Source organism: Thioalkalivibrio sp. ALJ16, assembly GCF_000377345.1.
Classification (GTDB): domain Bacteria; phylum Pseudomonadota; class Gammaproteobacteria; order Ectothiorhodospirales; family Ectothiorhodospiraceae; genus Thioalkalivibrio.
In genome coordinates, this window is the sequence record NZ_KB898048.1 from 42,270 (window position 1) to 66,257 (window position 23,988).

Annotated in this window: 25 protein-coding genes; 21 read left to right on the forward strand and 4 right to left on the reverse strand. The window is 67.3% G+C overall.

Translation table 11 applies throughout. The features are described from left to right. Positions 1–29 precede the first annotated feature (29 nt). The 9 genes from ilvC (at position 30) to arfB (ending at position 7,617) form a co-directional block, all read left to right on the forward strand. Positions 30–1,046: a ketol-acid reductoisomerase gene (gene ilvC / locus D000_RS0110325; protein WP_012983147.1), complete on the forward strand. Its 1,017-nt coding sequence runs from the start codon at positions 30–32 to the stop codon at positions 1,044–1,046. A 78-nt stretch (positions 1,047–1,124) separates the two neighbouring features. Then, positions 1,125–1,799, forward strand: a complete 675-nt coding sequence (locus D000_RS0110330) for a phosphatidylserine decarboxylase (protein WP_018873449.1) — start codon at positions 1,125–1,127, stop codon at positions 1,797–1,799. After that, positions 1,796–2,632, forward strand: a complete 837-nt coding sequence (gene pssA, locus D000_RS0110335; RefSeq protein ID WP_026279910.1) for a CDP-diacylglycerol--serine O-phosphatidyltransferase — start codon at positions 1,796–1,798, stop codon at positions 2,630–2,632. The genes D000_RS0110330 and pssA overlap by 4 nt, the downstream gene beginning before the upstream one ends. A gap of 4 nt (positions 2,633–2,636) precedes the next feature. Further along, positions 2,637–3,410: a uracil-DNA glycosylase family protein gene (locus D000_RS0110340; protein ID WP_018873451.1), complete on the forward strand. Its 774-nt coding sequence runs from the start codon at positions 2,637–2,639 to the stop codon at positions 3,408–3,410. Between the two features lie 96 nt (positions 3,411–3,506). Next, complete coding sequence (rimI, locus tag D000_RS0110345; protein WP_018873452.1) at positions 3,507–3,986, forward strand: ribosomal protein S18-alanine N-acetyltransferase; 480 nt, start codon at positions 3,507–3,509, stop codon at positions 3,984–3,986. Between the two features lie 173 nt (positions 3,987–4,159). Continuing rightward, on the forward strand, positions 4,160–4,966 hold the full coding sequence (locus D000_RS0110350) for a tetratricopeptide repeat protein (protein WP_026279911.1): 807 nt from the start codon (positions 4,160–4,162) through the stop codon (positions 4,964–4,966). 223 nt (positions 4,967–5,189) lie between these two features. Continuing rightward, positions 5,190–6,782 carry a peptide chain release factor 3 gene (locus tag D000_RS0110355; RefSeq protein ID WP_018873454.1) on the forward strand — a complete coding sequence of 531 codons (1,593 nt, stop codon included), beginning with the start codon at positions 5,190–5,192 and terminating at the stop codon, positions 6,780–6,782. A 97-nt stretch (positions 6,783–6,879) separates the two neighbouring features. After that, positions 6,880–7,191 carry a hypothetical protein gene (locus D000_RS0110360; protein ID WP_038047798.1) on the forward strand — a complete coding sequence of 104 codons (312 nt, stop codon included), beginning with the start codon at positions 6,880–6,882 and terminating at the stop codon, positions 7,189–7,191. Positions 7,192–7,197: 6 nt separating this feature from the next. Further along, on the forward strand, positions 7,198–7,617 hold the full coding sequence (gene arfB / locus D000_RS0110365) for an alternative ribosome rescue aminoacyl-tRNA hydrolase ArfB (RefSeq protein WP_026279912.1): 420 nt from the start codon (positions 7,198–7,200) through the stop codon (positions 7,615–7,617). A gap of 302 nt (positions 7,618–7,919) precedes the next feature. On the opposite strand, the gene D000_RS0110370 is transcribed toward arfB, so the two are convergent. The 3 genes from D000_RS0110370 to D000_RS0110380 form a co-directional block, all read right to left on the reverse strand. Next, a complete protein-coding gene (locus D000_RS0110370) occupies positions 7,920–9,740 on the reverse strand; it encodes an ABC transporter ATP-binding protein/permease (RefSeq protein ID WP_018873457.1) in 1,821 nt (606 codons plus the stop codon). Between the two features lie 65 nt (positions 9,741–9,805). After that, on the reverse strand, positions 9,806–10,204 hold the full coding sequence (locus D000_RS0110375) for a hypothetical protein (protein ID WP_018873458.1): 399 nt from the start codon (positions 10,202–10,204) through the stop codon (positions 9,806–9,808). A 76-nt stretch (positions 10,205–10,280) separates the two neighbouring features. Then, positions 10,281–11,279 carry a diguanylate cyclase gene (locus tag D000_RS0110380; protein ID WP_018873459.1) on the reverse strand — a complete coding sequence of 333 codons (999 nt, stop codon included), beginning with the start codon at positions 11,277–11,279 and terminating at the stop codon, positions 10,281–10,283. 319 nt (positions 11,280–11,598) lie between these two features. On the opposite strand from D000_RS0110380, the gene recQ reads away from it, so the two are divergent. Both recQ and D000_RS0110390 read left to right on the forward strand, forming a co-directional pair. Beyond that, positions 11,599–13,488: a DNA helicase RecQ gene (gene recQ, locus D000_RS0110385; RefSeq protein ID WP_018873460.1), complete on the forward strand. Its 1,890-nt coding sequence runs from the start codon at positions 11,599–11,601 to the stop codon at positions 13,486–13,488. Positions 13,489–13,531: 43 nt separating this feature from the next. Further along, on the forward strand, positions 13,532–14,287 hold the full coding sequence (locus D000_RS0110390; protein WP_018873461.1) for a DUF3581 family protein: 756 nt from the start codon (positions 13,532–13,534) through the stop codon (positions 14,285–14,287). Positions 14,288–14,607: 320 nt separating this feature from the next. Here the strand turns inward: D000_RS0110390 and asd are convergent, their stop codons facing one another. Then, the gene (gene asd / locus D000_RS0110395) at positions 14,608–15,462 is read right to left on the reverse strand and encodes an archaetidylserine decarboxylase (protein ID WP_018873462.1); all 855 of its coding nucleotides are present in this window, start codon (positions 15,460–15,462) and stop codon (positions 14,608–14,610) included. Positions 15,463–15,546: 84 nt separating this feature from the next. On the opposite strand from asd, the gene prmB reads away from it, so the two are divergent. From prmB to queE, 10 genes are all read left to right on the forward strand, one after another. Beyond that, entirely contained in the window at positions 15,547–16,440 is an 894-nt protein-coding gene (gene prmB / locus D000_RS0110400; RefSeq protein ID WP_018873463.1) for a 50S ribosomal protein L3 N(5)-glutamine methyltransferase, read from the forward strand. Positions 16,441–16,515: 75 nt separating this feature from the next. Further along, a complete protein-coding gene (gene ruvB, locus D000_RS0110405; RefSeq protein ID WP_026279913.1) occupies positions 16,516–17,559 on the forward strand; it encodes a Holliday junction branch migration DNA helicase RuvB in 1,044 nt (347 codons plus the stop codon). Beyond that, positions 17,556–17,975 (forward strand): tol-pal system-associated acyl-CoA thioesterase, encoded by a 420-nt coding sequence (ybgC, locus tag D000_RS0110410; protein ID WP_018873465.1) that lies wholly within the window; start codon positions 17,556–17,558, stop codon positions 17,973–17,975. The genes ruvB and ybgC overlap by 4 nt, the downstream gene beginning before the upstream one ends. Before the next feature lie 32 nt (positions 17,976–18,007). Further along, complete coding sequence (gene tolQ, locus D000_RS0110415; protein WP_018873466.1) at positions 18,008–18,682, forward strand: protein TolQ; 675 nt, start codon at positions 18,008–18,010, stop codon at positions 18,680–18,682. 3 nt (positions 18,683–18,685) lie between these two features. Next, entirely contained in the window at positions 18,686–19,132 is a 447-nt protein-coding gene (gene tolR, locus D000_RS0110420; protein ID WP_018873467.1) for a protein TolR, read from the forward strand. A 330-nt stretch (positions 19,133–19,462) separates the two neighbouring features. After that, positions 19,463–20,479, forward strand: coding sequence for a cell envelope integrity protein TolA (tolA, locus tag D000_RS0110425; protein ID WP_026279914.1), 1,017 nt, complete (start codon positions 19,463–19,465; stop codon positions 20,477–20,479). Positions 20,480–20,514: 35 nt separating this feature from the next. Beyond that, positions 20,515–21,801, forward strand: coding sequence for a Tol-Pal system beta propeller repeat protein TolB (gene tolB, locus D000_RS0110430; RefSeq protein WP_026279915.1), 1,287 nt, complete (start codon positions 20,515–20,517; stop codon positions 21,799–21,801). Between the two features lie 94 nt (positions 21,802–21,895). After that, positions 21,896–22,447: a peptidoglycan-associated lipoprotein Pal gene (gene pal, locus D000_RS0110435; RefSeq protein WP_018873470.1), complete on the forward strand. Its 552-nt coding sequence runs from the start codon at positions 21,896–21,898 to the stop codon at positions 22,445–22,447. 15 nt (positions 22,448–22,462) lie between these two features. After that, positions 22,463–23,296 carry a tol-pal system protein YbgF gene (gene ybgF, locus D000_RS0110440; protein ID WP_081616665.1) on the forward strand — a complete coding sequence of 278 codons (834 nt, stop codon included), beginning with the start codon at positions 22,463–22,465 and terminating at the stop codon, positions 23,294–23,296. Continuing rightward, positions 23,293–23,988, forward strand: coding sequence for a 7-carboxy-7-deazaguanine synthase QueE (gene queE / locus D000_RS0110445; RefSeq protein ID WP_018873472.1), 696 nt, complete (start codon positions 23,293–23,295; stop codon positions 23,986–23,988). The genes ybgF and queE overlap by 4 nt, the downstream gene beginning before the upstream one ends.

Below are 23,988 nucleotides of genomic sequence, written 5' to 3' on the forward strand. Positions count from 1 at the left end.
TTTGTTTGCCCGATATCAAGGAAATTGTGATGAATCTCTACTACGACAAAGACGCCGATCTCTCCATCATCCAGGGTATGAAGGTCGCCATCATTGGCTACGGTTCTCAGGGCCACGCCCATGCGAACAACCTGAAGGACTCCGGCGTGGACGTGACCGTGGGCCTGCGCGACGGCTCCGCCTCGCGTGCCAAGGCCGAAGAAGCCGGCCTGAAGGTCGCCGATGTCGACGCCGCGACCGCCGGCGCCGACCTGATCATGGTGCTGGCCCCGGACGAGTACCAAGCGGCCCTGTACCGCGACGTGCTGGAGCCGAACCTGAAGCAGGGCGCGACCCTGGCCTTCGCCCACGGCTTCGCGATCCATTACAACCAGATCGTCCCGCGCAAGGACCTGGACGTGATCATGATCGCGCCCAAGGCCCCGGGCCACACCGTGCGCTCCGAGTTCGTGCGTGGCGGCGGCATCCCCGACCTGATCGCGATCCAGCAGGACGCCTCCGGCAAGGCCCGTGACATCGCCATGTCCTATGCCTCCGCGATCGGCGGCGGCCGCACCGGCATCATCGAGACCACCTTCAAGGACGAGACCGAGACCGACCTGTTCGGCGAGCAGGCCGTGCTCTGCGGCGGCGCGGTGGAACTGGTCAAGGCCGGCTTCGAGACCCTGACCGAGGCCGGATACGCCCCGGAGATGGCCTATTTCGAGTGCCTGCACGAGCTGAAGCTGATCGTCGACCTGATGTACGAGGGCGGCATCGCCAACATGAACTACTCGATCTCCAACAATGCCGAGTACGGCGAGTACGTGACCGGCCCGCAGGTGATCAACGAGGAGTCGCGCTGGGCGATGCGCGAGGCGCTGAAGAACATCCAGAACGGCGAGTATGCCAAGCAGTTCATCCTGGAAGGCGCGATGAACTACCCGTCCATGACCGCCAACCGCCGCCTGAACGCGGCCCACGAGATCGAGCAGGTGGGCGAACGCCTGCGTGCGATGATGCCGTGGATCAAGGCGAACCAGCTGGTCGACAAGTCCCGCAACTGATCCGCCGGGGGCGGCCCGGGGTGCAGCCCCTGGCCGCGTGCCCGGGTTGCCCTCGCGAAATCCCCCCGAGACCCTCCCATGCTGTTCCCACTTGCCCCCGAAGGCCGTCTGTTCGTGATCATCTCCGCCTGGATGGCGGTGATCTCGCTGCTGGTCGGCGAGGCCGAGCTGGGACTGTTCATGGTGATCCTCACCGTGTTTCTGATGGCCGTATTCCGTGACCTGCGGCGCAAGGCCCCGGCGCCGGCGCTGGGCGTGATTGCCCCGGCCGATGGCACCATCGAATCGGTCGCCGAGGCGCGCGACCCGTTCACGAAGAAGCCGGCGGTCTGTATCCGCCTGCGCCAGCGGCGACTGGGCGAGTACAACGTGCACGCCCCGCAGGAGGCCGAGATCCGCGAACGGGTCTGGCCGGGCAAGGAGACGGATACAGCCCCGGATGCGCAGCTCGAAGGCCGCCTGGCCTATGCCCTGGAGACGGACGAGGGTACGCGCATGACGCTCGCGCTCAGCGTGGGGCACTGGCCGCGCATGATTCGCATGCAGAACAATGTGCCCGGGAACCGCCTGGGGCGTGGCAAGCGCATGGGTTTCGCCGGCTTCGGTGGTATCTTCGAGATCTGGCTGCCGGCGGGTTCACAGGTGATGGTCGAGCCTGGACAGCGGGTTCTGGCCGGTTCTGCCCTGTTGGGTGGGCTGCCAGAGGCGCAGACCAACGGGGATCGCGAGGGTGCGGCGGAGGTGCTGGAGTGAGTACAGGGGATTCTGACCCGTCCGCGGGGGACGCTGGCCGCATTGCGGGCGAAGGCACGGAGCCAGGGATGGCGGACGGCGAGGCAGGGCCGCATCGCCGGCGCCGGCGTGGCGTCTATCTGCTGCCCAACCTGTTCACCACCGGGGTGCTGTTCTCGGGCTTCTTCGCCATTGTCTCTGCGATTGACGGCGAGTACATCACCGCCGCCATCGCCGTGTTCGTGGCCATGGTGCTGGATACCCTGGACGGGCGTGTAGCCCGTATGACCGATACCCAGAGCGAGTTCGGCGCGCAGTACGATTCGCTGTCGGACCTGGTCTCCTTCGGGGTGGCGCCGGCACTGATTGTCTACCTGTGGCAGCTGCAGGACCTGGGCAACTTTGGCTGGGTGGCCGCGTTCTTCTTTGCCACCGCGGCCGCGCTGCGGCTGGCCCGGTTCAACAGCCGTCTAGCGGTCAGCGACAAGCGCTTCTTCCAGGGCCTGCCCAGCCCGGCCAGTGCGGCCTTGCTGGTGGGCATGGTCTGGGTGCTGGAGGACTGGGGGATCCCGGCCGAGCTGGCCGACCCCTATGTGGTCGGAATCCTGATTGTCACCGTGCTGGCGGGCGCCGCCATGGTCAGCAATCTGACCTACTTCAGCTTTAAGGATATGGACTTCAAGCACCGGGTGCCCTTTCTCGCGATCGTCGGCGTGGTGGTGGCCCTGATGCTGCTGGCCCTCGATCCGCCCAAGGTGCTGCTGGCGGGGTTCGTGATCTACGCACTCTCAGGCCCGCTGCTGACGCTGGAGCGCTGGCGCCGCCATCGTCGCCGCGCGCCCGCGGAGGAATAGCCGCGTGTCGCTCTCGGTGCGTCAGCGCCGGATCCTGGCGGATATGGGGATCCCGGTATGGCGTGCGCGTGGCCCGGCGCCGGGCCACGCGGGCGTCGCTGCCGTTGCGGCCAATGCGCCTGCGGTCGTCGAGGACAGCGCGCCGACGCCAACGGTCTCCGAGGCGGTTACGCCTGGGACAGTCGAGGCGCCCCCGCAGGTGGCCGGGGTGCCGGTGCAGGCGCTGGACTGGGAGGGCCTGGAGGCCCGCGTGCGTGCCTGCACGGCATGCGACGAACTCGCCCGCGAGCGCACCCGCACCGTGTTCGGGGTCGGGGACCGGGGTGCCCGCTGGTTGCTGGTCGGCGAGGCGCCGGGGGCCGAAGAGGATCGGCACGGGGAGCCCTTCGTCGGTCGTGCCGGTCAGCTGCTCGACAATATGCTGCAGGCGCTCGGGCTGGATCGCTCGCGCGACGTATTTATTGCCAATGTCCTCAAGTGTCGTCCCCCCGGCAATCGCGATCCGGAGCCCGAGGAGGTTCGTGCCTGCCGGGGGTTTCTGGATCGCCAGATCGAGCTGATTCAACCCGAGGTGATCGTGGCCCTGGGGCGTATCGCCGCCCGCGAGTTGCTGGATTCGGACGAACCACTGGGGCGCCTGCGTGGGCGCGAGCACCGCTATCGCGGGCGGCCGCTGATCGCCACCTTTCACCCGGCCTATCTGCTGCGCAAGCCGGGTGACAAGCCGCGCGCCTGGGAGGACCTGCTGCGCGCCCGCGCCTGCCTGTCTTCTCCCTGATGCTGGTAGGGGATCGGGAACTCCCGCCCGCGTGCGGGGCTCGGAAACCCCGGGGCAGCGAATGCCTAATCCCCAGCCGTCGGAGGAAGCCGTTTCATGAGTGCCGAACCTCGTGTCCAGCCCGAACTGCGTCGCATGTCCGTGGACGATGTCGACGGCGTGATGCGGATTGAGCGCGAGGCGTACGACTATCCGTGGACGGCGCGCATCTTCGAGGACTGCATCCGGGTGGGCTATGACTGCCGCGTACTCGAGATGGACGGCCGCCAGGTCGGCCACTGCGTACTGACGCTGGCGGCCGGCGAGGCACACCTGCTGAACCTGACGGTGGACCCGCGCTGGCAGGGCAACGGCCTGGGGCGCTTCATGGTACGGCGGCTGTTCGAATACGCCTGTAGCCAGGCGGTCGAGGCCCTGTTTCTCGAAGTGCGCCCGTCCAACGTGGCGGCGGTTCAGCTCTACCGCTCCGAGGGCTTCGAGCATATCGGCACGCGCCCGCGCTACTACCCGCTGCCCAGTGGGCGCGAGGATGCCTGGGTGCTGTCCCGGCGCTGCATGGCCCCGGCCGGCGCCTGACGGCGGCCGCCCGCCGCCAATGTGAACCCGTTCACACGGGGCGGGGCCAGAGCGGCCGCCACGACCGGGTTTTGTCGCCTCCGGTTCTCGTCCCGGGGCCCGCGCGTTGAGGGCTGGCACCCCGAGGGCTATGATCAAGTCGGTATTGGCCCCGAACCCGGATGAGGTAACCCATGTCCCGATCCCTGCGCGCATTGTGTGTTTCGCTCCCCCTGGCATTGCCGCTGATGTTCAGCGGGGCCGTCCAGGCCCAGTCTTCCATCGGTTACGACGAGGCCGAGCGCCAGCAGGAGCTGCTCGGGGTCTGGTACGAGATCCGTGAAGGCAACGCCCAGCGCGGCAACGTCGATGCCAAGTTCGACGTCGGCATGGCCAACTACTCCGGTCGTGGCACCGAGGTCGACCATGACCAGGCCCTGCACTGGTTTGCCCGCGCGGCAAACGCCGATCACGCCGCGGCCCATTACTACCTGGGGTATCTGTTCGCGACCGGAACCGGCACCAGCGCCGATCCGGAGCGCAGCCGCGAGCACTACACGCGCGCCGCCGAACTGGGCCACATCGATGCCCAGTACTGGCTGGGCAGCCATCTGGCCAGTGAAGGCCAGGATCCGGCCGCGGGGCTGGAATGGCTGGTCCGGGCGGCGGAGCAGGGGCTGCCGGCGGCGCAGTACTACGCCGGTCTGCTGTACGAGAATGGCCAGGGCACCCCGCGTGATCCCGCCGCCGCGGCCCACTGGTATGCCGCGGCCGCCGAGCAGGGGTATCGCCATGCCCAGATCGGGATGGGCCGCCTGCACCAGAACGGTCTCGGGGTGGAGCGCGATCTGGTCAAGGCCCACGTCTGGTACAGCCTGGCGGAAGACGCCGAGCGCATCGCCAGCCTCGAGGCACGGATGAACAACCGCGATCTGGTCATCGCCCGTGGCCAGTTCGAGGAGCGCACCGCCGAGATCCAGGCGGCCGCCGCCCGCCCGTAAGCCGCATGCGGCCCGCCGGGACCCGGCTGCGGGTTCCGGCGGGCGCGTGATGGCCCCGGAATCGTCGCGCTCCTGCGGCGCTGCGGGGTGATTCCGGGCATTTCTCTACCCCTGTCCGGGGCCGCGTTGCAGGGACCTGTCTTCCCGATCAATGCCGGCTGCCCCGGGGCAGCCAATCCTTTTTGGCGTTAAACTGGCGGGCTTATCCAAGCGGCCAGCATGCATGTCCTTTCTCGAGGAAACCCGTCGCCGCCGGACCTTCGCGATCATCTCGCATCCGGATGCCGGCAAGACCACCATGACCGAAAAGCTCCTACTGTACGGCGGCGCGATCCAGCTCGCCGGTACGGTCAAGGGGCGCAAGGCGTCGCGCCATGCCACCTCCGACTGGATGGAGATGGAAAAGCAGCGCGGCATCTCGGTGACCTCCTCGGTGATGCAGTACCCGTACAAGGGCCGCATCGTGAACCTGCTGGACACCCCGGGTCATGCGGACTTCTCCGAGGACACCTACCGCACCCTGACCGCGGTGGACTCCGCGTTGATGGTGATTGACGCGGCCAAGGGGGTAGAGGAACGGACCATCAAGCTGATGGAGGTCTGCCGGCTGCGCGACACGCCGATCATGACCTTCGTCAACAAGATGGACCGCGAGGGCCGCGACCCGATCGAACTGCTCGACGAGGTCGAGGAGGTGCTGAAGATCCAGTGTGCCCCGATCACCTGGCCGATCGGCTCCGGCAAGCGCTTCCGCGGCGTCTACCACATCCGCCGCGATGCGGTGCACCTGTACGACCCGGAAGAGGGCGGCAAGAAGTCCACCGGCGAGATCATCGACGGGCTGGACAATCCGCGTCTGGACGAGGTGCTCGGCGCGCAGGCCGCGGAGCTGCGGGACGAAATGGAACTGGTGCAGGGTGCCTCGCACGCCTTCGACCAGGAAGCCTACCTGCGCGGCGAGCAGACCCCGGTGTTCTTTGGCTCCGCGATCAACAACTTCGGCATCGAGGAGCTGCTGGACGACTTCGTCGAGTTTGCCCCGGGCCCGCTGCCGCGGCCGACCCATTCGCGCCGGGTCGATCCCACCGAGGAGAAGTTCACCGGCTTCGTGTTCAAGATCCAGGCGAACATGGACCCGAAGCACCGCGACCGCATCGCCTTTATGCGCATCTGCTCCGGCACCTTCGACAAGGGGGCCAAGCTGCGCCATGTGCGCATCGGGCGCGACGTGAAGATCCCGGATGCACTGACCTTCATGGCCTCGGACCGGGAGCATGTGGAGACCGCCTATCCGGGCGACATCATCGGCATCCACAACCACGGCACCATCCGCATCGGGGATACCTTTACCCAGGGCGAGGAACTGACCTTTACCGGCGTACCCAACTTCGCGCCGGAGCTGTTCCGGCGAGCGCAGTTGAAGGACCCGCTGAAGATGAAGCAGCTCGCCAAGGGCCTGCAGGAGCTGTGCGAGGAGGGCGCGACCCAGCTCTACCGCCCGCTGACCAACAACGACCTGATCCTGGGCGCGGTCGGCGTGCTGCAGTTCGACGTGGTCGCCGAGCGCCTGCGCACCGAGTACAAGGTCGAGGCGCAGTTCGAGAACGTGAACGTCCAGACCGCGCGCTGGGTCGAATGTGACGATCCGAAGAAACTCGAGGAGTTCAAGGAGAAGGCCGCGGCCAACCTGGCGATCGATCACGGCGGCGACCTGGTCTATATCGCGCCGACCCGGGTGAACCTGCAGATGGCGCAGGAAAAGTGGCCGGAAATCCGCTTCGAGGCCACCCGCGAGCACGGCCAGCCGTCCGAGTAGGGCACCACTGAGGGCGGTGTCCTGGAGCCGGGCTGGCTCCAGGACATTGCGGCCTGCCTCGCGATCACGCTGGACATGACTGACGCCGGAGGGATGCATGGCTCGAGTACTTCGATGGACGTTCGTAGTGGCGGTGATGCTGGCGCTGAGCACTGGCGGTTGCGCGGTCCACAAGACCGAGACCCGGGCCGACGGGCCGGAGCCGCGTCCGGGTACGGTTCAGCAGATGAACCCGTTCCTGCACTTCCTGGAAACCCGGCCGACCCCCGAGGAGTTCAATCGCGTCTATCCGGACGTGACCCTTGTGCTGCCGGGAGATGTCGCCACCCGCGAGTACCGCACCGATAACAGCCGCTTCTTCGCGGAACTGGATGCGGACGGCCGCATCCGCGATGGCGGCTTCCGCTGACCGATGATGGCCCTGCGCATCTCCAACAGCGTCGCCGTGCCCGAGGACGAGATCGAGCTGAGCGCGATCCGGGCCGCGGGGGCGGGCGGGCAGAACGTGAACAAGGTGGCCTCGGCCATCCATCTGCGTTTCGACATCCATGCCTCCAGTCTGCCCGAGGTCTACAAGGAACGGCTGTTGCGCCGTCGCGACCAGCGCATCAGCAAGGAAGGTGTCATCGTGATCAAGGCGCAGCAGTACCGCACCCAGGAGGCCAATCGCGAGGATGCGCTGGAACGCCTGGCGGAGCTGCTGCACGAGGCCGGCCGCCCGATCAAGACACGCAAGCCGACGCGCCCCACGCGCGCCTCCAAGCTGCGCCGTCTGGAAGGCAAGACCCACCGCGGCCGCAAGAAGGCCCTGCGCGGCCGCGTCGATCCTGACTGATTGCCTAGAGCTCTTTATTCACCACGAAGCACACGAAGGCACGAAGGAATTCAAGGGCGGTTTAACCACGGAGGGCACAGAGGACACGGAGAAAACAGGGAAGTTGGGGTGAGATGTGAGTACTGATCGCGTCCTGGCTTACTGCAGGTTAAGCGGGACCGCTTCGCATATTTGACGGATCGTGCACCTCAGACCCTTTTTGAATTTCTCTGTGTCCTCTGTGCCCTCCGTGGTTAATCCGCTCTTGACCTTGATCGATCCCTGCTTCGTTTCTTCGTGTGCTTCGTGGTGAATCAAGGGGTTCAGGCCCCGGCATTCGGGCTCGGGTCGGCAGGGGCGGGTTCGTGTTCCTGCTGGTGCTGCCACAGGCGGGCGTAGGCGCCGCCCGCTGCGAGGAGTTCGCGGTGGGTGCCGCGCTCGACCACGCGGCCCTGGTCGAGGACCACGATCTGCTCGGCATCCTTCACCGTGGACAGGCGATGTGCGATGACCAGTGTGGTGCGTCGGGCCGAGACCTCGTTCAGCGCCTGCAGAATCGCCTTCTCCGAGCCCGAGTCCAAGGACGAGGTGGCCTCGTCGAAGACCAGGATCGGCGGGTCCTTCAGCAGCATGCGCGCGATGGCAATGCGTTGCTTCTCGCCGCCGGAGACCTTGAGCCCGCGTTCGCCGACGACCGTATCCAGGCCGTCGGGCAGGCGCTCGATGAAACCGTCCAGGTGCGCCAGACGCACCGCGCGCCGGATGGCCTCCTCGGAGGCCTCCGGATCACCATAAGCGATGTTGTAGCGAATGCTCGCGTTGAACAGCACCGTATCCTGCGGGACCACGCCGATCGCACGGCGCAGGCTTTGCTGTGTTACCTCGCGGATATCCTTGCCGTCGATAGTGATGCGCCCGTCCGTCACGTCAAAGAACCGGAACAGCAGGCGTGCGAGCGTGGACTTGCCGGCCCCGCTGGGCCCGACGACCGCCAGCTTGTGCCCGGCCGGGATTTCGAGCGACACGTCCTCGAGGATCGGGCGTTCCGGCTGGTAGTGGAAGGCGACCTGCTCGAAGCGCACATGCCCGTCCGCGACGTCGAGATCCGGCGCCCCGGGCCGGTCCTCGACCTGTACCGGTTTTTCCAGCAGGCCGAACAGGCGCTCGATGTTCGCCAGCGACTGGCGGATCTCGCGGTAGACGAAGCCGAGGAAGTTCAGCGGCATGAACAGCTGGATCATGTAGGCATTGACCATTACCAGATCGCCCAGTGACATCTGCCCCGAGGCCACCCGGCTGGCGGCCAGCAGCATCATCACGGTGATCGCGGCGGCGATGATCAGGGCCTGGCCGGAGTTCAGCAGTACCAGCGACAGTACGTTCTTGGTGCGCGCCTGTTCCCAGGTGGCCAGGCCCTCGTCGTAGCGCCGGGCCTCGAAGCCCTCGTTGCCGAAATACTTCACCGTCTCGTAGTTCAGCAGCGAGTCGATCGCGCGGGTGTTGGACTCGTTGTCGCGCTGGTTGGCCTCACGCACGAAGCGGGTACGCCACTCGGTAATCCATACCGACCAGGCGATGTAGGCGGCCACCGCGAGGATCACGGTGACGGTGAAGACCGGACCGACCGCCACCAGCAGGATCACCGCGACCAGCGCGATCTCGATGATGGTCGGCAGGATGTTGAACACCATGAAACGCAGCAGGAAGCTGATGCCGCTGGTGCCGCGCTCGATGTCGCGTGCCAGGCCGCCGGTCTCGCGTGCCAGGTGGAAGCTCAGCTCGAGCCGGTGGAGGTGCTCGAATACCCGCAGGGCCGCGCGCCGCATGGCCCGCTCGGCCACGCGTACGAAGACCGCGTCGCGCAGCTCGCCGAACAGGGTACTGCCGAAGCGCAGCAGGCCGTAGGCGATCACCAGCGCCACCGGGACCGCGACCAGCGCCTCGGTGCCGCCGTCCTCGAAGTGGTCGACGATGTACTTCAGCGCCAGCGGGATCAGCACCGTTGCCAGCTTGGCCAGCCCCATCAGGCCCAGGGCCAGGAACAGCCGGCCCCGGAACTCGGCCAGGTACGGAAACAGGGAGCGGATGATGCGCCAGTTGATGGCGTCGGCAGGGGCGTCGTGCACGCTGGAGTGACCGCGCATGGTCGAGTCCGGGGCTTGGGGGTGCGCCTACTGTAACCCGCCCCGACCTTTCTGCGTGGCGTGGATCAGCGGTGGATGCGGTAGCCCTTGCCCTGATTCTGTTCGAGGTCGATCTGCAGACGCTGATCGCTCCAGCCGTCCTGCGAACAGCGGGCCTCGATCTGCACGCTGCGGGTCTCCTCGGGGATGCTGACGCCGCGCAGGCTGCGGGTGAACGGCTGCTCGTCCACATGCGGATGATGCAGGATGCGTTCGCCCAGAACGTTGCCATCGGCGTCGAGTACGCGCCAGGCATCGGCGTAGTGATCCCAGCCGGTATCGGGGTGCTTCACCGTGACGGAGACGTGCCACTGGTTCGGGCCGCTGGCATCCAGCTGGGCCTCGAGGATGTTGACCGGATCGGCCTGGACGGGCAGGGCCAGAAGGCCCAAAAGGGTGGCGAGGCTTAGTCGTTTCTTGAACATGGCAATGCTCCTTTTGCCAATTGGGGCATATGTTCCTGTCGTTCGCGGATGGGGGCGCCCCGGGGCCGGCTTGATTTCACGCGCCCTGTACCCGGTTGCGCCCGGCGTGCTTGGCCGCGTACAGGGCGCGGTCGGCCCGGTCCACCAGGGACTCCGCACTCTCGCCGGGTTCCAGCTGGGCAACGCCGAAGCTGGCGGTTAGTGGCTGCCCGATCTGGAAGTCGTGGGCCTCGATGCTGCGGCGCAGGTCCTCGGCCAGCTGGCCTGTGGCGGCGATGCCGTCCTGCGGGCAAAGGATGAGAAACTCCTCGCCACCCCAGCGCGCGGCTCGATCCGTCGCGCGGATACGGGCCGTGATCAGGCGCCCGACTGCCGTGAGCACCGAATCGCCATGACCGTGCCCCAGGGTGTCGTTGATGGGCTTGAAGTGATCAAGATCCAGCAGGATCACGCTGAGCGGGGTCGCGTGGCGTTCGGCTCGGAGGATCTCGTCGGCCAGTGCTTCATTGGCCTTCATGCGGTTGTTTAATCCGGTCAGTGGGTCGGTAGTGGCGAGATGTTCCAGGCGTTGCTGAGCGGCCTCCAGGGAGTGCGTGCGTTCCCGTACCAGGCGTTCAAGCACCTCCGCCCGCGCCTCCAGTTCCTTGACCGGGTAGGCTTCGTCTTCCCCGTGGATGCTCGTGGGGAAGGAGCCGTGCAGGTGCTCCAGGCGCCAGCCGCCGGCCGTCCCGTGCAGCACAAGACTGGCACGCAGGCCGTTCAGTCGGACCCGCTGCCCGCGAGTGTCCAGGATCATATCGAAGATCAGCATGACGAGCGCCACGCGATCCGTGAGCAGACGGATCTCTTCGCGACGGATGGCGTAATCGAAGGGTTCCGGTACCTGTTCGATATCCCGCCCGACGATGCGCTCGACCTCTTCCGGGGTAAAGGCGACCTCGTCGGCGCCGGTGCCGAAGCCGCTGACCGCGCTGGCGTGAAAACGCAACATGGCCGCGAGGTCTCGCTGGCGCAGCCAGACGTCCAGGTAGGCGTGGACGGTGCTGCGGACCGCTTCGGTGCTGGGGTGTGTCATACGCCGGATGCGCTCAGCCGATGCCTGTGGCGCGCTGCTCCGGGCGGATCCAGGCGAGGATGTGGGTGGTTCCCTTGCCGGTGACGCCGGCCGCTGGTGGCGAAGTCGTCCAGCAGCAGACAGGGGACGAGCGGCGTGGCTGTCGGCATCGGTGGTCCTGGGCGGTGGGATCCGGCAAGGAGTTTATCGCGGCGGATGATGACGGGCGAATGTGTGCGGGGCGGCATCCCGAGCGGGGCGCTTGTGGCGGTGATGGCTTGCAGCGGTGGCGGGCATTCGGCAGTCTTCGTCGCCTGTCTTTTCGTTTGGAGTGAGTCCATTGGAACCCTCGGGTCTTGCGGCTGGAGAGGCGCAGGGAAGCGCTCCGGCGGCGGCGCCACTGGAGATCCTGCGCGAGACCTTCGGCTACACGGAATTTCGCGGCCAGCAGCAGGCCATCGTCGAGCATGTGACCGCGGGTGGCGACGCCGTGGTGCTGATGCCCACCGGCGGCGGCAAGTCGCTGTGCTACCAGATCCCCGCGCTGGCGCGGCGCGGGTGCGGCATCGTGATCTCGCCGCTGATCGCGCTGATGCAGGATCAGGTGGCGGCCCTGCGCCAGAACGGCGTGGCCGCCGCCAGTCTGGATTCCGGCCAGAAGGCGGACGAGGCCCGCTCCGTGCTGGCCGCGCTGCATGCGGGCGAACTGGATCTGCTGTACATGTCGCCGGAGCGCCTGTTCGCCGCGGGCATGCTGGAGCGTCTGGAGGGCATCGAGCTGGCGCTGTTCGCCATCGACGAGGCCCACTGTGTCTCGCAATGGGGGCATGACTTCCGCCCGGAATACAGCCAGCTGGCGGTGCTGGCCGAGCGTTTCCCGCAGGTGCCGCGCCTCGCCCTGACCGCAACCGCGGACGGGCCCACCCGCCAGGAGATCCGCGAGCGGCTGCGCCTGGAGCAGGCCCGTGCCTTTGTCAGTTCGTTCGATCGCCCCAACATCCGCTACCGCATCGCCCAGGCCGACGGGGGGCGCGGAGGTTCCGCACGCGACCGGCTGCTGCGGTTTATCCGCGAGGAACACGCGGGCGAGGCCGGCATCGTCTATTGCCTGTCGCGCAAGAAGGTCGAGGCGGTGGCCGAGTGGCTGGCGGAGCAGGGCATTACCGCGCTGCCCTATCACGCGGGGCTGCCGGCGGCGACCCGCTCGGAGAACCAGACCCGGTTCCTGCGCGAGGAGGGCGTGGTGATGGTGGCGACCATCGCCTTCGGCATGGGGATCGACAAGCCGAACGTGCGCTTCGTGGCTCACCTGAACCTGCCCAAGAGCCTGGAGGGCTACTATCAGGAGACCGGCCGCGCCGGGCGCGACGGCCTGCCTGCGAATGCCTGGATGGTCTACGGCCTGCAGGATGTGGTCACTTTGCGCCAGATGCTGGAGGGCTCGCAGGCCGGCGCCGAGCGCCAGCGCATCGAGCAGCAAAAGCTGGAGGCGATGCTCGGGTTCTGCGAGATCACCAGTTGCCGGCGCCAGGCCCTGCTCGCCTATTTCGACGAGCGCATGCCCGAGCCCTGTGGGACCTGCGACAACTGCATGGAGCCACCGGCCACCTGGGATGCCAGTGTCCCGGTGCAGAAACTCCTGTCCTGCATCTACCGCACCGGCGAGCGCTTCGGCGCGGGGCATGTGATCGACGTGCTGCGCGGCTCCGCGAGCGAACGCCTGAGCCGCCTGGGTCACGACCGCCTGAGCACCTTCGGCATCGGCAAGGAACTGGACAAGGCCCAGTGGCGCGGCGTGGTGCGTCAGCTGCTCGCCCGCGGCCTGTTGCGCCTGGACGAGGAAGGCTACGGCGGGTTGAAGCTGGACCCGGCCTGTCGTCCGGTGCTGCGCGGCGAGGAGTCGATCCACCTGCGCGAGGAGGTGGCGCGCCCGGAACGCGAGGCGCGCGCGGCGCGGCCGGCCCGCCGCGACACTGCGCGCAGTGTCGCGGCGATGGACAGCGAGGACCGCGCGCTGTGGGAGGTGCTGCGTTCACTGCGCACGGAACTGGCGCGGGACCAGGGGGTGCCGCCCTATGTGATTTTCAGCGACGCGACGCTGCTGGAGATGGTCGCTTCCGCCCCGCGCACCCGCGACGAGATGGCCGGGATCTCGGGTGTGGGGCAGCACAAGCTGGAGCGTTACGGAGACGCCTTTATCCGGGCCATAGCCGGGCATTTCGGGCTATAGTGATCGCAAAAATCAGAACGAACGATAACGTCGGGGAGACCGCGTGACCGAAAAAAGCTTCCTTGAGGATTTCTACCGTATTCGCGACGGTCAGCGGGTGGTGACCCCGGAGCAGGGCAGTGACTTTGCCAAGACGCTTGCCGGCGATTTCAACCCGATCCACGATGCCGACAACCGCCGTTTCTGCGTGCCGGGGGATCTCCTGTTCGCCCTGGTGCTGGAGACCTACGGCGCCAGCGCGAACATGCACTTTCGCTTCACCGGCATGGTGGGCGGGAATGTGCCCCTGGTGTTCCCGGAGGCCCCGGGCGCGGCATTCGCGATCACCGATGATCACGGCAAGAGCGTGATCGAGGTCGAGCGCTCCGGCGCGGTGATCGACGAGCCCAGCGCGATCGAATCCCTGATCCGCAGTTATGTGAGCTTCTCCGGGCAGAACTTCCCGCACGTGCTGGTGCCGCTGATGGAGGAGCACGGTGTGATGGTGAATCCCAAGCGCCCGCTGGTGATGTACGAGCGCATGGGGTTCCGCCTGCCCGAGCCGCTGGCCGCCAGCGCCGGGGTGCCGGAGCCGCGCCTGAAGGACGCGGTGATGACGGTCAACGGCAAGCGCGGCGAGATCCGCCTGGACTACGAGCTGGTGATCGATCAGTCCGTGGTCGCCGATGGCAGCAAGCACCTGGTGCTGAGCGGTCTGCGCCCGTTCGATGCCGCCGACGTCGAGCAACTCGTCGCCGACTACGAAAGCTGGAAGGCCGCCTACTTCAATCAGCCCGCCGGGACCCGCGCCCACGCCTGAGCTTCTGTATTCACCACGAAGCGCACGAAGGCACGAAGAAATTCAAGGGCGGCTTGACCACAGAGGGCACAGAGATCACGGAGAAGGTCGCAAGGCTTTTTCAGATGCGTTGCGTGTCAGGGGAATAGGAGGCACAGGCACCACGAAGCGTGCGAAGGCAGAAGAATTTCGGTTCACCTGAACAACGCGAGCCACTATCAATATTCGTATCTAGCCCCGTCCCCCCTTTGTTTTCTCCGTGACCTCTGTGTCCTCCGTGGTGAACCTGCTCTTGACCTGGCCCTTCTTCGTGCCTTCGTGTGCTTCGTGGTGAAAGAAAGTCAGTAGAACTGGCCGAGTGCGGAGCGGACCCGGACCTCGGTCTCGGGCGTCAGGTGGTCGGCGAGCTTCAGCGGGTGGTCCGGCAGGAGCAGCACCACCGAGGAACCGAGGTTGAAGCGGCCCATCTCGGCCCCGCGCTCCAGGGTGATATCGCGGTCCGGATACTCGCTTACGCTGAGTTCGCGCCCCCGCGGCGGGGTCACCTCGCCGGCCCACACGGTTTCGATGGATCCTACGTTCTGTGCGCCGATCAGGGCCATGGCCATCGGGCCGACGGGTGTGTCGAAACAGGCCACGACGCGTTCGTTGCGCGCGTACAGCCGGGGTACGTGGCGCACGATGCGCGGGGCCACTGAGAACAGCCGCCCGGGCACGTGAATCATGTGCGTGAGCGTGCCGGTCAGCGGCATGTGCAGCCGGTGGTAGTGGCGCGGGGACAGGTACAAGGTCACGAAGTGACCGTGCCGGAAGGCCTCCGCCAGATCGTCCTCGCCACCCAGCAGCTCGCGTACCGTGTAGTGATGGCCCTTGGCCTGGAAGATCTGGCCGGCCTCGATACGGCCGGCCGCGCTGACGCGCGAGTCGGCAGGACTGACCACCGTGTTGGTATCCCCCTCCAGCGGCCGCGCATCCTCGCGCAGGGCGCGGGTGAACAGCGCGTTGAAGCTGGCATAGGCCGCGAGGTCCGGCTCGGCGGCCTCGTCCAGGTTCAGGCCGAAGCGGCGCACGAAGGCGCGCAGCAGGGGCTGCAGGCGCGGCGACTCGATGCGCGCCAGCCAGTGCACGCCGCGCGAAAGGGCATGCTGGGGCAGCAGGTATGACAGGCGCGCGAGCCAGGGGTCGATCTTGCTCATGTGGTGTCCGATGGGGTGGGTGGCGTACAGGCCGGTTTCGAGGCGGTATGATGACCGCCCTCGCACGTAACGGAAAGACCGGGCATGGATTCCACCACCGGATTGCGCAGCCTGCGCGACTTCATTCGCTTCGGCGCCAGTCAGTTTCGCGCGGCCGGCCTGAGCTTCGGGCATGGTACCGACAACGCCTTCGACGAGGCCGCCTGGCTGGTGCTGCACACCCTGCATCTGCCGCTGGACCTGCCCGAGTCCTGGTGGGATGCCCGCCTGAGCGAGGTCGAGCGCACGCGGGTAGTGGCGGTGCTGCGCGAGCGGGTCGCCACGCGCAAGCCCGCGGCCTACCTGACCCGCGAGGCCTGGTTCGCCGGGTTGCCGTTCTATGTCGACGAGCGCGTGCTGGTGCCGCGCTCGCCGCTGGCGGAGTTGATCGCGCAGGGCTTCGAGCCCTGGGTCGACCCCGAGACCGTGACCCGCGCGCTGGATCTGTGCACCGGGGGCGGGTGCATCGGGATCGCGATGGCTCTGGCGCTGCCGCAGGCGCGGGTGGACCTGGCGGATGTGTCGACGGATGCGCTGGCGGTGGCGGGGATCAACATCGAGCGCCACCGGGTGGGCGAACAGGTGCGCGCCCTGCAGTCCGACGTGTTCGACGGCCTGGAACCCGGGGATCGCTACGACCTGATGGTGTCCAACCCGCCCTACGTGGATGCCGAGGATATGGCGGGCCTGCCGGACGAATACCGTCACGAACCCGTGCTGGGGCTGGCCGCTGGCGGCGACGGGCTGGATACCGTGCGCCGCATCCTGGCCGGGGCCCGCGAACACCTGACGGAAGACGGCGTGCTGATCGTCGAGGTTGGCAACAGCCAGGCCGCGGTGGAGGCGGCCTTCCCGGAGCTGCCGCTGATCTGGCTGGAGTTCGAGGCCGGCGGGCACGGGGTGTTCCTGGTTCACGCCCGCGACCTGCCCGGTGCCTGAAGCGCCGGGGCGGCGTTCGAAAACCTGCCGCATGGCCCTGTAAACGCCACGGGTGGCGATGCATACTGCGGGGCTATGGAATCACGTCTTGTGGATATGCAAAGTCGGTCCGAGGAGGAGCGGGCCGAGGTCAGCCTGCGTCCGAAACGCCTCGCGGACTATACCGGTCAGCCGCGCGTGGTCGAGCAGCTGGGGCTGTTCATCGAGGCCGCGCGCGGGCGTGACGAGGCCCTGGACCACACCCTGGTCGCCGGCCCGCCCGGGCTTGGCAAGACCACACTGGCGCACATCGTCGCCAACGAGCTGGGCGTGGGTCTGCGCCAGACCTCCGGCCCGGTGCTGGAGCGCGCCGGCGACCTCGCCGCCATCCTGACCGCGCTGGAACCACGCGATGTCCTGTTCGTCGACGAGATCCACCGCTTGCCGACCGTGGTGGAAGAGGTCCTGTACCCGGCCCTGGAGGACGGCCAGCTGGACATCGTGATTGGCGAGGGCCCGGCGGCGCGCTCGATCAAGGTGGACCTGCCGCCGTTCACACTGGTGGGCGCGACCACGCGCGCGGGCCTGCTGTCGGCTCCGTTACGTGACCGGTTCGGTATCGTGCAACGTCTCGATCATTACACTGTCACCGATCTGGCGCATATTGTGGATCGTGCCGCGGGCCTGCTCGGGGTGGGGATCGAGCCCGAGGGTGCGACGGAGATCGCCCGCCGCGGACGCGGCACCCCGCGTCTGGCCAATCGCCTGCTGCGACGGGTGCGCGACTTTGCCCAGGTGCGGGCGAACGGTGTGGTCACCCACGAGGTCGCCGCCCAGGCCCTGGACCTGCTGGCGATCGACGCCTCCGGGCTGGATGCCCAGGACCGGCGGCTGCTCGAGGTGCTGGTGGAGAAATTCGACGGGGGGCCGGTGGGCGTGGAGAGCCTCGCCACGGCCATGAACGAGGATCGCGGCACGCTGGAGGATGTGGTCGAACCGTTTCTGATTCAGCAGGGCTACCTGCAGCGGACCCCGCGCGGGCGGCAGGCGACCCGGCGCACGCTGGCCATGTTCGGCCTGACGCGCGCGGAGGAAGGCGACCTGCTGACACCGACCGCCGGAGGGCCGCCGCCCTTATGACGACGCCATTCCAGTGGCCGGTACGGGTCTACTACGAGGACACCGATGCCGGCGGCGTGGTGTACCACGCCAATTACCTTCGGTTCATGGAGCGCGCGCGTACCGAATGGCTGCGCGCGGTGGGCTTCGAGCAGGACCAGCTGCGCGCGGAATATGGAATTGTGTTCGCCGTGCGGCGTCTGGCTGTGGAGATGCAGCGGCCCGCGCACTTTAATGATGCGCTGGTCGCCACCTGCCGGGTCGCGCGCATGCGTCGGGCCAGCATCGAGTTTGAACAGGAAGTACGACGGGATACGACGGTCCTGGTGACCGCCCAGGTCGGCATCGCCTGTGTGGACGTGGCGCGGCTGGTGCCGGCGGCGATACCCGACGCGGTCGTGCGCGCCCTGCGCGCGGTGGCAGGAACAACGGCATAACGGGAGATGGACAAGTGACAGTCGACTTTTCGATGTACCAGCTGATCATGGACGCCAGTCTGATCGTGCAGCTGGTCATGGTGATCCTGGTGATCGCATCGGTGCTCTCCTGGCTGGTGATCATCATCAAGGCACGGTCCCTGAACGCGGCCCACCGCGCCAGCGACGAATTCGAGGAGCGCTTCTGGTCCGGCGCGGACCTGTCGCACCTGTACGAGGGCGTGCGCCGCAAGTCCGAGATGTCGGGGATGGAGCATGTGTTCTCCTCCGGCTTCAAGGAGTTCCTGCGCGCGCGCCAGCACGCGATGGCGGCCGGCGAACCCGCCCACCGCGCGATGCGCGTCGCCATCGCCCGCGAGACCGACGAGATGGAGCGCTATCTGCAGTTTTTGGCCACGGTCGGTTCCACCAGCCCGTACATCGGTCTGTTCGGGACGGTGTGGGGCATTATGCATGCGTTTCTTGGTCTGTCCGGTGTGCAGCAGGCCACCCTGGCCATGGTGGCGCCGGGGATCGCCGAGGCCCTGATCGCGACCGCGCTGGGCCTGTTCGCGGCGATCCCGGCGGTGATCGCCTACAACCGCTTTGCCGGGGATGTCGACCGGATTGCCTCGCGGCTGGAGAACTTCAGCGACGAGTTCGTGGCCCTGCTGAACCGTCAGGGTGCGGGCAAGCCGGCCGAGGGCGCCGCCGGGGCACCGGCCTGAACCATGGCCGAGTCGCGTCGCAACAGCCGCCGCCTGCGGCGGCCCATGTCGCAGATCAACGTCGTGCCGTTCATCGACGTGATGCTGGTTCTGCTGATCATCTTCATGATCACGGCCCCGATGCTGCAGCAGGGCGTGGAGGTCGATCTGCCGGAGGCCGATGCCGAGGCCATGGACGAGGATCCTTCTGCAGCCGAGCCGCTGGTGGTCACCGTGGATGCCTCCGGGGCCATGAGCCTGAACCAGGGCCCCTATGTGAACGAGCCGCTGGCGCCGCAGGAGATGACCGAGATCGTGCGCGAATTCCTCGCCGAGAACCCGGGCACCCAGACCTTTGTGCGCGGGGACCGCAACGTGGACTATGGCCGCGTGATCGATGCCATGGTGGCCCTGCAGCGCGCGGGTGGCGGCCGGGTCGGGTTGATCACCGAGCCGCCGCGCGACAACTAGGGAAACACTGATTCATGTCCACACTCGCGTTGGTACCCCAGGTTTTCCGAGGCAAGGCGCGTCGCGCAGTGGGTAGTGGTTCTACCCGCCCGTTTTTGATGGGTTTGGGGCGCAACGCTGAATCGGGGAACCTGGGGCACCAACCCCGCAAGCCATTCAAAGCAGGGGCTCGGCCGCCCGTTGCTATCAAAAACGGGCGCGGGAACTGCGTTGCGCTTCCCTTGTGCAGAATGACTGCACGGCAGTCACCGCGCCTTGTTCGCACGCAAAAGCGACTCGAGCGCGAGCGTGGACATGAATCAGTGTTTCCCTCGGACTGAGTTGAACGCCGTGTTCGAGCTCCTGCGCCGTCACCCCGTCAGCCTGCTCCTGGTCCTGCTCCTGCATGGCGTGCTGTTTGCCGCGCTGCTGCTGAATGTGAGCCTGGTCTCGCCGAGTGCCACCCGCGCTGCGGTGGAGATCAGCACACAGGAGGAGATCGAGGTGATCGACGCGGTCGCGGTGGATGCCGAGACCTTCGATCGTGTCGCGCACGAGCGCGAGGTGGCCGAGCAGGAACAGATCGCCGAGGCGTTGCGGGCGGAGGAAGAACGCCGTCGGGCCGAGGAGCAGGCGCGGCGCGAGGAAGAGCGGCGTCAGGCCGAGGAACAGCGCCGGCGCGAGGAAGAGGAACGTGCCCGCCAGGAGGCCCTGGAGGCGGCCGAGCAGGCCCGCCGCGAGGCCGAGGAAGAACGCCGGCGCGCACAGGAGGAGGCTGCGGCCGAGCGCGAGCGCATCCGCCAGGAACGCGAGGCGGCGGAACAGGCGCGGCGCGACGCCGAGGAGGCGCGCGAACGCGAGGAGGCGGAGCGGCGCGAGCGCGAGGCCGCGGAGCGTCAGGCGCGGGAAGAGGCGGAACGGCGCGAGCGCGAGGAGGCCGAACGCCGCGCGCAGGAAGAGGCGGAGCGCCGCGCCGAGCAGGAGCGCGAGCTGGAAGAGCAGCGCCGGCGCGAGGCGATGGAGCGCGAGCGCGAACGCATGGCCGAGGCGCAGGCGCGGCGCGAGGCCGCCGAGCGTCAGGCCCAGCTTGATGAGGAAAGGTCGGAGTATGCTGCCCAACTGGAGCGTTTGCTGCGAGACCGTTGGCGCCGTGACACCGCTGATCGCACTCAGGAAGGTGGAGCAACTGTTTTTGTCCGCACGACAGAGGATGGTCGAGTGGTCAGCTATGAGGTGCGAAATTGTTCGGGTGACGAGCGTTTCTGTCGCTCTGTAGAGCAAACTATGGAACGCCTACCACGATTGCCGCGCCCACCTGATGCGGAAATTGCCCGTTCAGGTATCTTGATCAACTTCCGGCCGAATTGATGGTCGGAATATCCTTCTGTGCCACGAGGTACACCATGCAACGAATGATTCACGCGATGCTGCTGGGACTGGCGCTGCTGTGGTCGGCGCAGGCCCACGCGGTGCTGGAAGTCACGGTGACCGAGGGTGTGACTGGGGCGATTCCGGTCGCGGTCGCGCCGTTTTCCTGGGAGGGTGAAGGCCGCCCGGACGAGGACGTCGGGCGCATCGTGGCCGCGAACCTGACCCGCAGCGGGCTGTTCGATGTCGAGCGCGAGGGCCTGCCCGCCGTGCCCTCCGGCCCGGCCGACTTCCTGGCCCAGCCGTGGGCCGATGCCGGCATGGAATACCTGGTCATCGGCTCCAAGCGCCCGGATGGTGACAACGTGGTCCTCGAGTTCCATGTGTTCGACATCCTGGCGGAGGAACGCCTGGGTGGCTGGCGCATCCCGGTGCCGGCGGACATGCTGCGCCGCGGTGCGCACCGGGTGTCGGATATCGTCTACGAGCAGATCACCGGGGACCGCGGCGCCTTCAGTGCGCGGATCGCGTTCGTCAGCGTCGAGCGCCAGAACGACTCGCGCACCTTCCGCCTGGAGGTGGCCGATTCCGATGGTGCCAACCCGCGCACCCTGTTCCGTTCCCGGGACCCGATCATGTCGCCGGACTGGTCGCCGGACGGGCGCGAACTGGTGTACGTATCCTTCGAGAACCGTCGCTCCGAGGTCTTTCGTCAGAACGTGGAGACCGGAGAGCGCTCGCGGGTGGCGAGCTTCACCGGCATCAATAGTGCCCCGGCCTGGTCACCGGATGGTCGTCAGCTGGCGCTGAGCCTGTCCCGCGATGGTTCGCCGAACATCTACGTGATGGACCTGGCCTCCGGCGACCTGCGCCAGCTGACCCGTTCCAGCGCGATCGAGACCGAACCGGTGTGGTCGCCCGACGGCGAGACCCTCTATTTCACCTCCGACCGCGCCGGTGGGCCGCAGATCTATGCCCAGCCGGTCAGTGGCGGCAATGCCCGTCGACTCACCTTTGAAAGCGGCTATGCGGCGGCGGCCACCGTGTCGCCTGATGGCCGCTCCCTGGTGTACGTACATGGCGGTGGTGGCGGATTTCGCCTTGCGCGTCTCGATCTTGATGACCGGCGTGTGACGCATCTCACGGACGGGCGCGACGCGGAGTCGCCAAGCTTTGCCCCCAATGGCAGCATGATTCTCTATGCGATGACTGACGGGGGGCGTGGTGTGCTCGGCTCGGTGAGCCGTGACGGCCAGGTGCATCAGCGCCTCGCTGCCCGTGAGGGCGAGGTGCGCGAGCCCGCCTGGTCACCCCTGAACTGATGCACATGAACTGATGCACTTGAATGGATCGGGCCACAGCGAACGCGATCCACCTGATCTTCCCAACCTGTCTGCTTCCGAGGAAACGAAAGCCATGAATACCGTGTTTCGTCTGACCCTTGCCGCCATCGTGGTCGCGGCGCTGTCGGCCTGTGCCACCCCGACCCGCGATGCCGACGACGCCGAGCGCGCGGCCGAACGCGAGGCCGCCGCGCAGGAGCGCGCCGAGCGCGAGGCGGCCGAGGCGCGTGCACTGGGTCGTGATCGCGAGTTCGATGCCGCGGCCCTGGACGATCCCGACAGCCCGCTGGCCGAGCGTCTGGTGTATTTCGACTTTGACCGCGATGAGGTGAAGTCCGAATACATGCCGATGCTCGAGTCCCATGCGGCCTACCTGGCGCAGAATCCAGGTGCGCGCATGCGTCTGGAAGGCCACACCGACGAGCGCGGCACGCGTGAATACAACCTGGCGCTGGGCGAGCGGCGGGCGCAGTCGGTACGGCGTGTACTGAACCTTAACGGGGCTTCGGATGACCAACTCGAGGTCATCAGTTATGGTGAAGAAATGCCGGTCGCCTTCCAGCAGAACGAGGAGGCCTGGTCCAAGAATCGCCGGGTCGAGCTGGTCTACGAATCCCGGCGCTAAGCGACGGGAAACGCCATGTCATTGATGTGCAAAACGTCTTGCGGAAATGCCCCCTCGGGGGCATTTCTGTTTCGGTCCTCCGGGCGGCCGCTGGTGCTGAGCGCCGGCCTGCTGGTACTGCTTGCGGCGTTCCCCCTGGTGCCGGGGCCTGCCGGTGCCCAGGATGACACGATCTTTGCCACCCAGTCGCAGATCCGCCAGGTGGAACAGCGCCTGGACCGCATCGAGCGGGTGCTGGATTCCAGCGCGATGAACGAACTGCTGCAAGCCTCGGAGACCCTGAGCCGCGATCTGCGCGAACTGCGCGGCGAGGTGGAGACACTGCGCCACGAGGTGGATCGGCTCTCGACCCGCCAGCGTGACCAGTTCCGTCACCTCGACGAACGCGTCGCCGCGGTCGAGGGCGGTGCGGTGGTGCCGGAGGCCGCTGCGCCCGAGGCAGTGGTTCAGCTGGACCTGCCGGAGGCCGACGAGCAGGCGGCCTATCAGGATGCCTTCGATGACCTGATGTCCGGGGACTATGCGAGCGCCGTGCGCAAGCTGGAGGGCTTTCTCGAGGCCTATCCGGACGGGAGCTTCGCGGCCAACGCCTGGTACTGGCTGGCCGAGGCGAAGTACGCCAGCGGCGACTTCGAGGCCGCGCTGGAGGACTTCCAGCGCCTGCGCGAGGATTTCCCGGACAGCGACAAGAGTGGCGACGCGCTGCTGAAGATCGGCTATTCGTACTACGAGCTGCAAGACTTCGACGCCGCGCGCCAGGCACTCGAGGCCGTGCGCGCCGACTACGGCGGCACCACCCTGGACCGGCTGGCGCGCGAGCGCCTGCGGCGCATCGACGAAGCCCAATGACCAGCACCCCGTTGCGTGACGCCCGCGGCTCGGGGGTCCTCGATCCGGCATCGGTGCGACTGCGGATCAGCGAGATGTTCGTCTCCCTGCAGGGCGAGGCGGCGCAGGTGGGCTGGCCCACGGCCTTCGTGCGCCTGACCGGTTGCCCGCTGCGCTGCCGCTGGTGCGACAGCGAATACGCCTTCGAGGGCGGCGAGGCGCTGATGCTGCCGACGATCCTCGACTGGGTCGGGCGCAGCGGCGTACGTCATGTCTGCGTGACCGGTGGGGAACCCCTGGCCCAGCCGGGCTGCCGGCCGCTGCTGGGGTCGCTGTGCGATGCCGGCTTCGCGGTGTCGCTGGAGACCAGCGGGGCGATGGACATCGTCGGTGTCGACCCCCGGGTAGCCATCGTGATGGACTGGAAGGCGCCGGGCTCGAAGGAGGTGGAACGCAACCTCCCCGGGAACATCCCGCGGCTGCAGGCCGGGGACCAGCTCAAGTTTGTGCTCGCCGACCGCGCCGACTTCGACTGGGCATGGGACGAGGTCGCCCGGCTGGACCTGGCCCCGGGGGTGGAGGTGCTGTTCTCTCCGGTGTTCGGCGAGCTCGAGCCGCGCATGCTCGCCGACTGGATCGTGGCTGAACGCCTGCCCGTGCGTTTCCAGGTGCAGCTGCACAAGCTGCTCTGGGGCGACCAGCCGGGGCGCTGA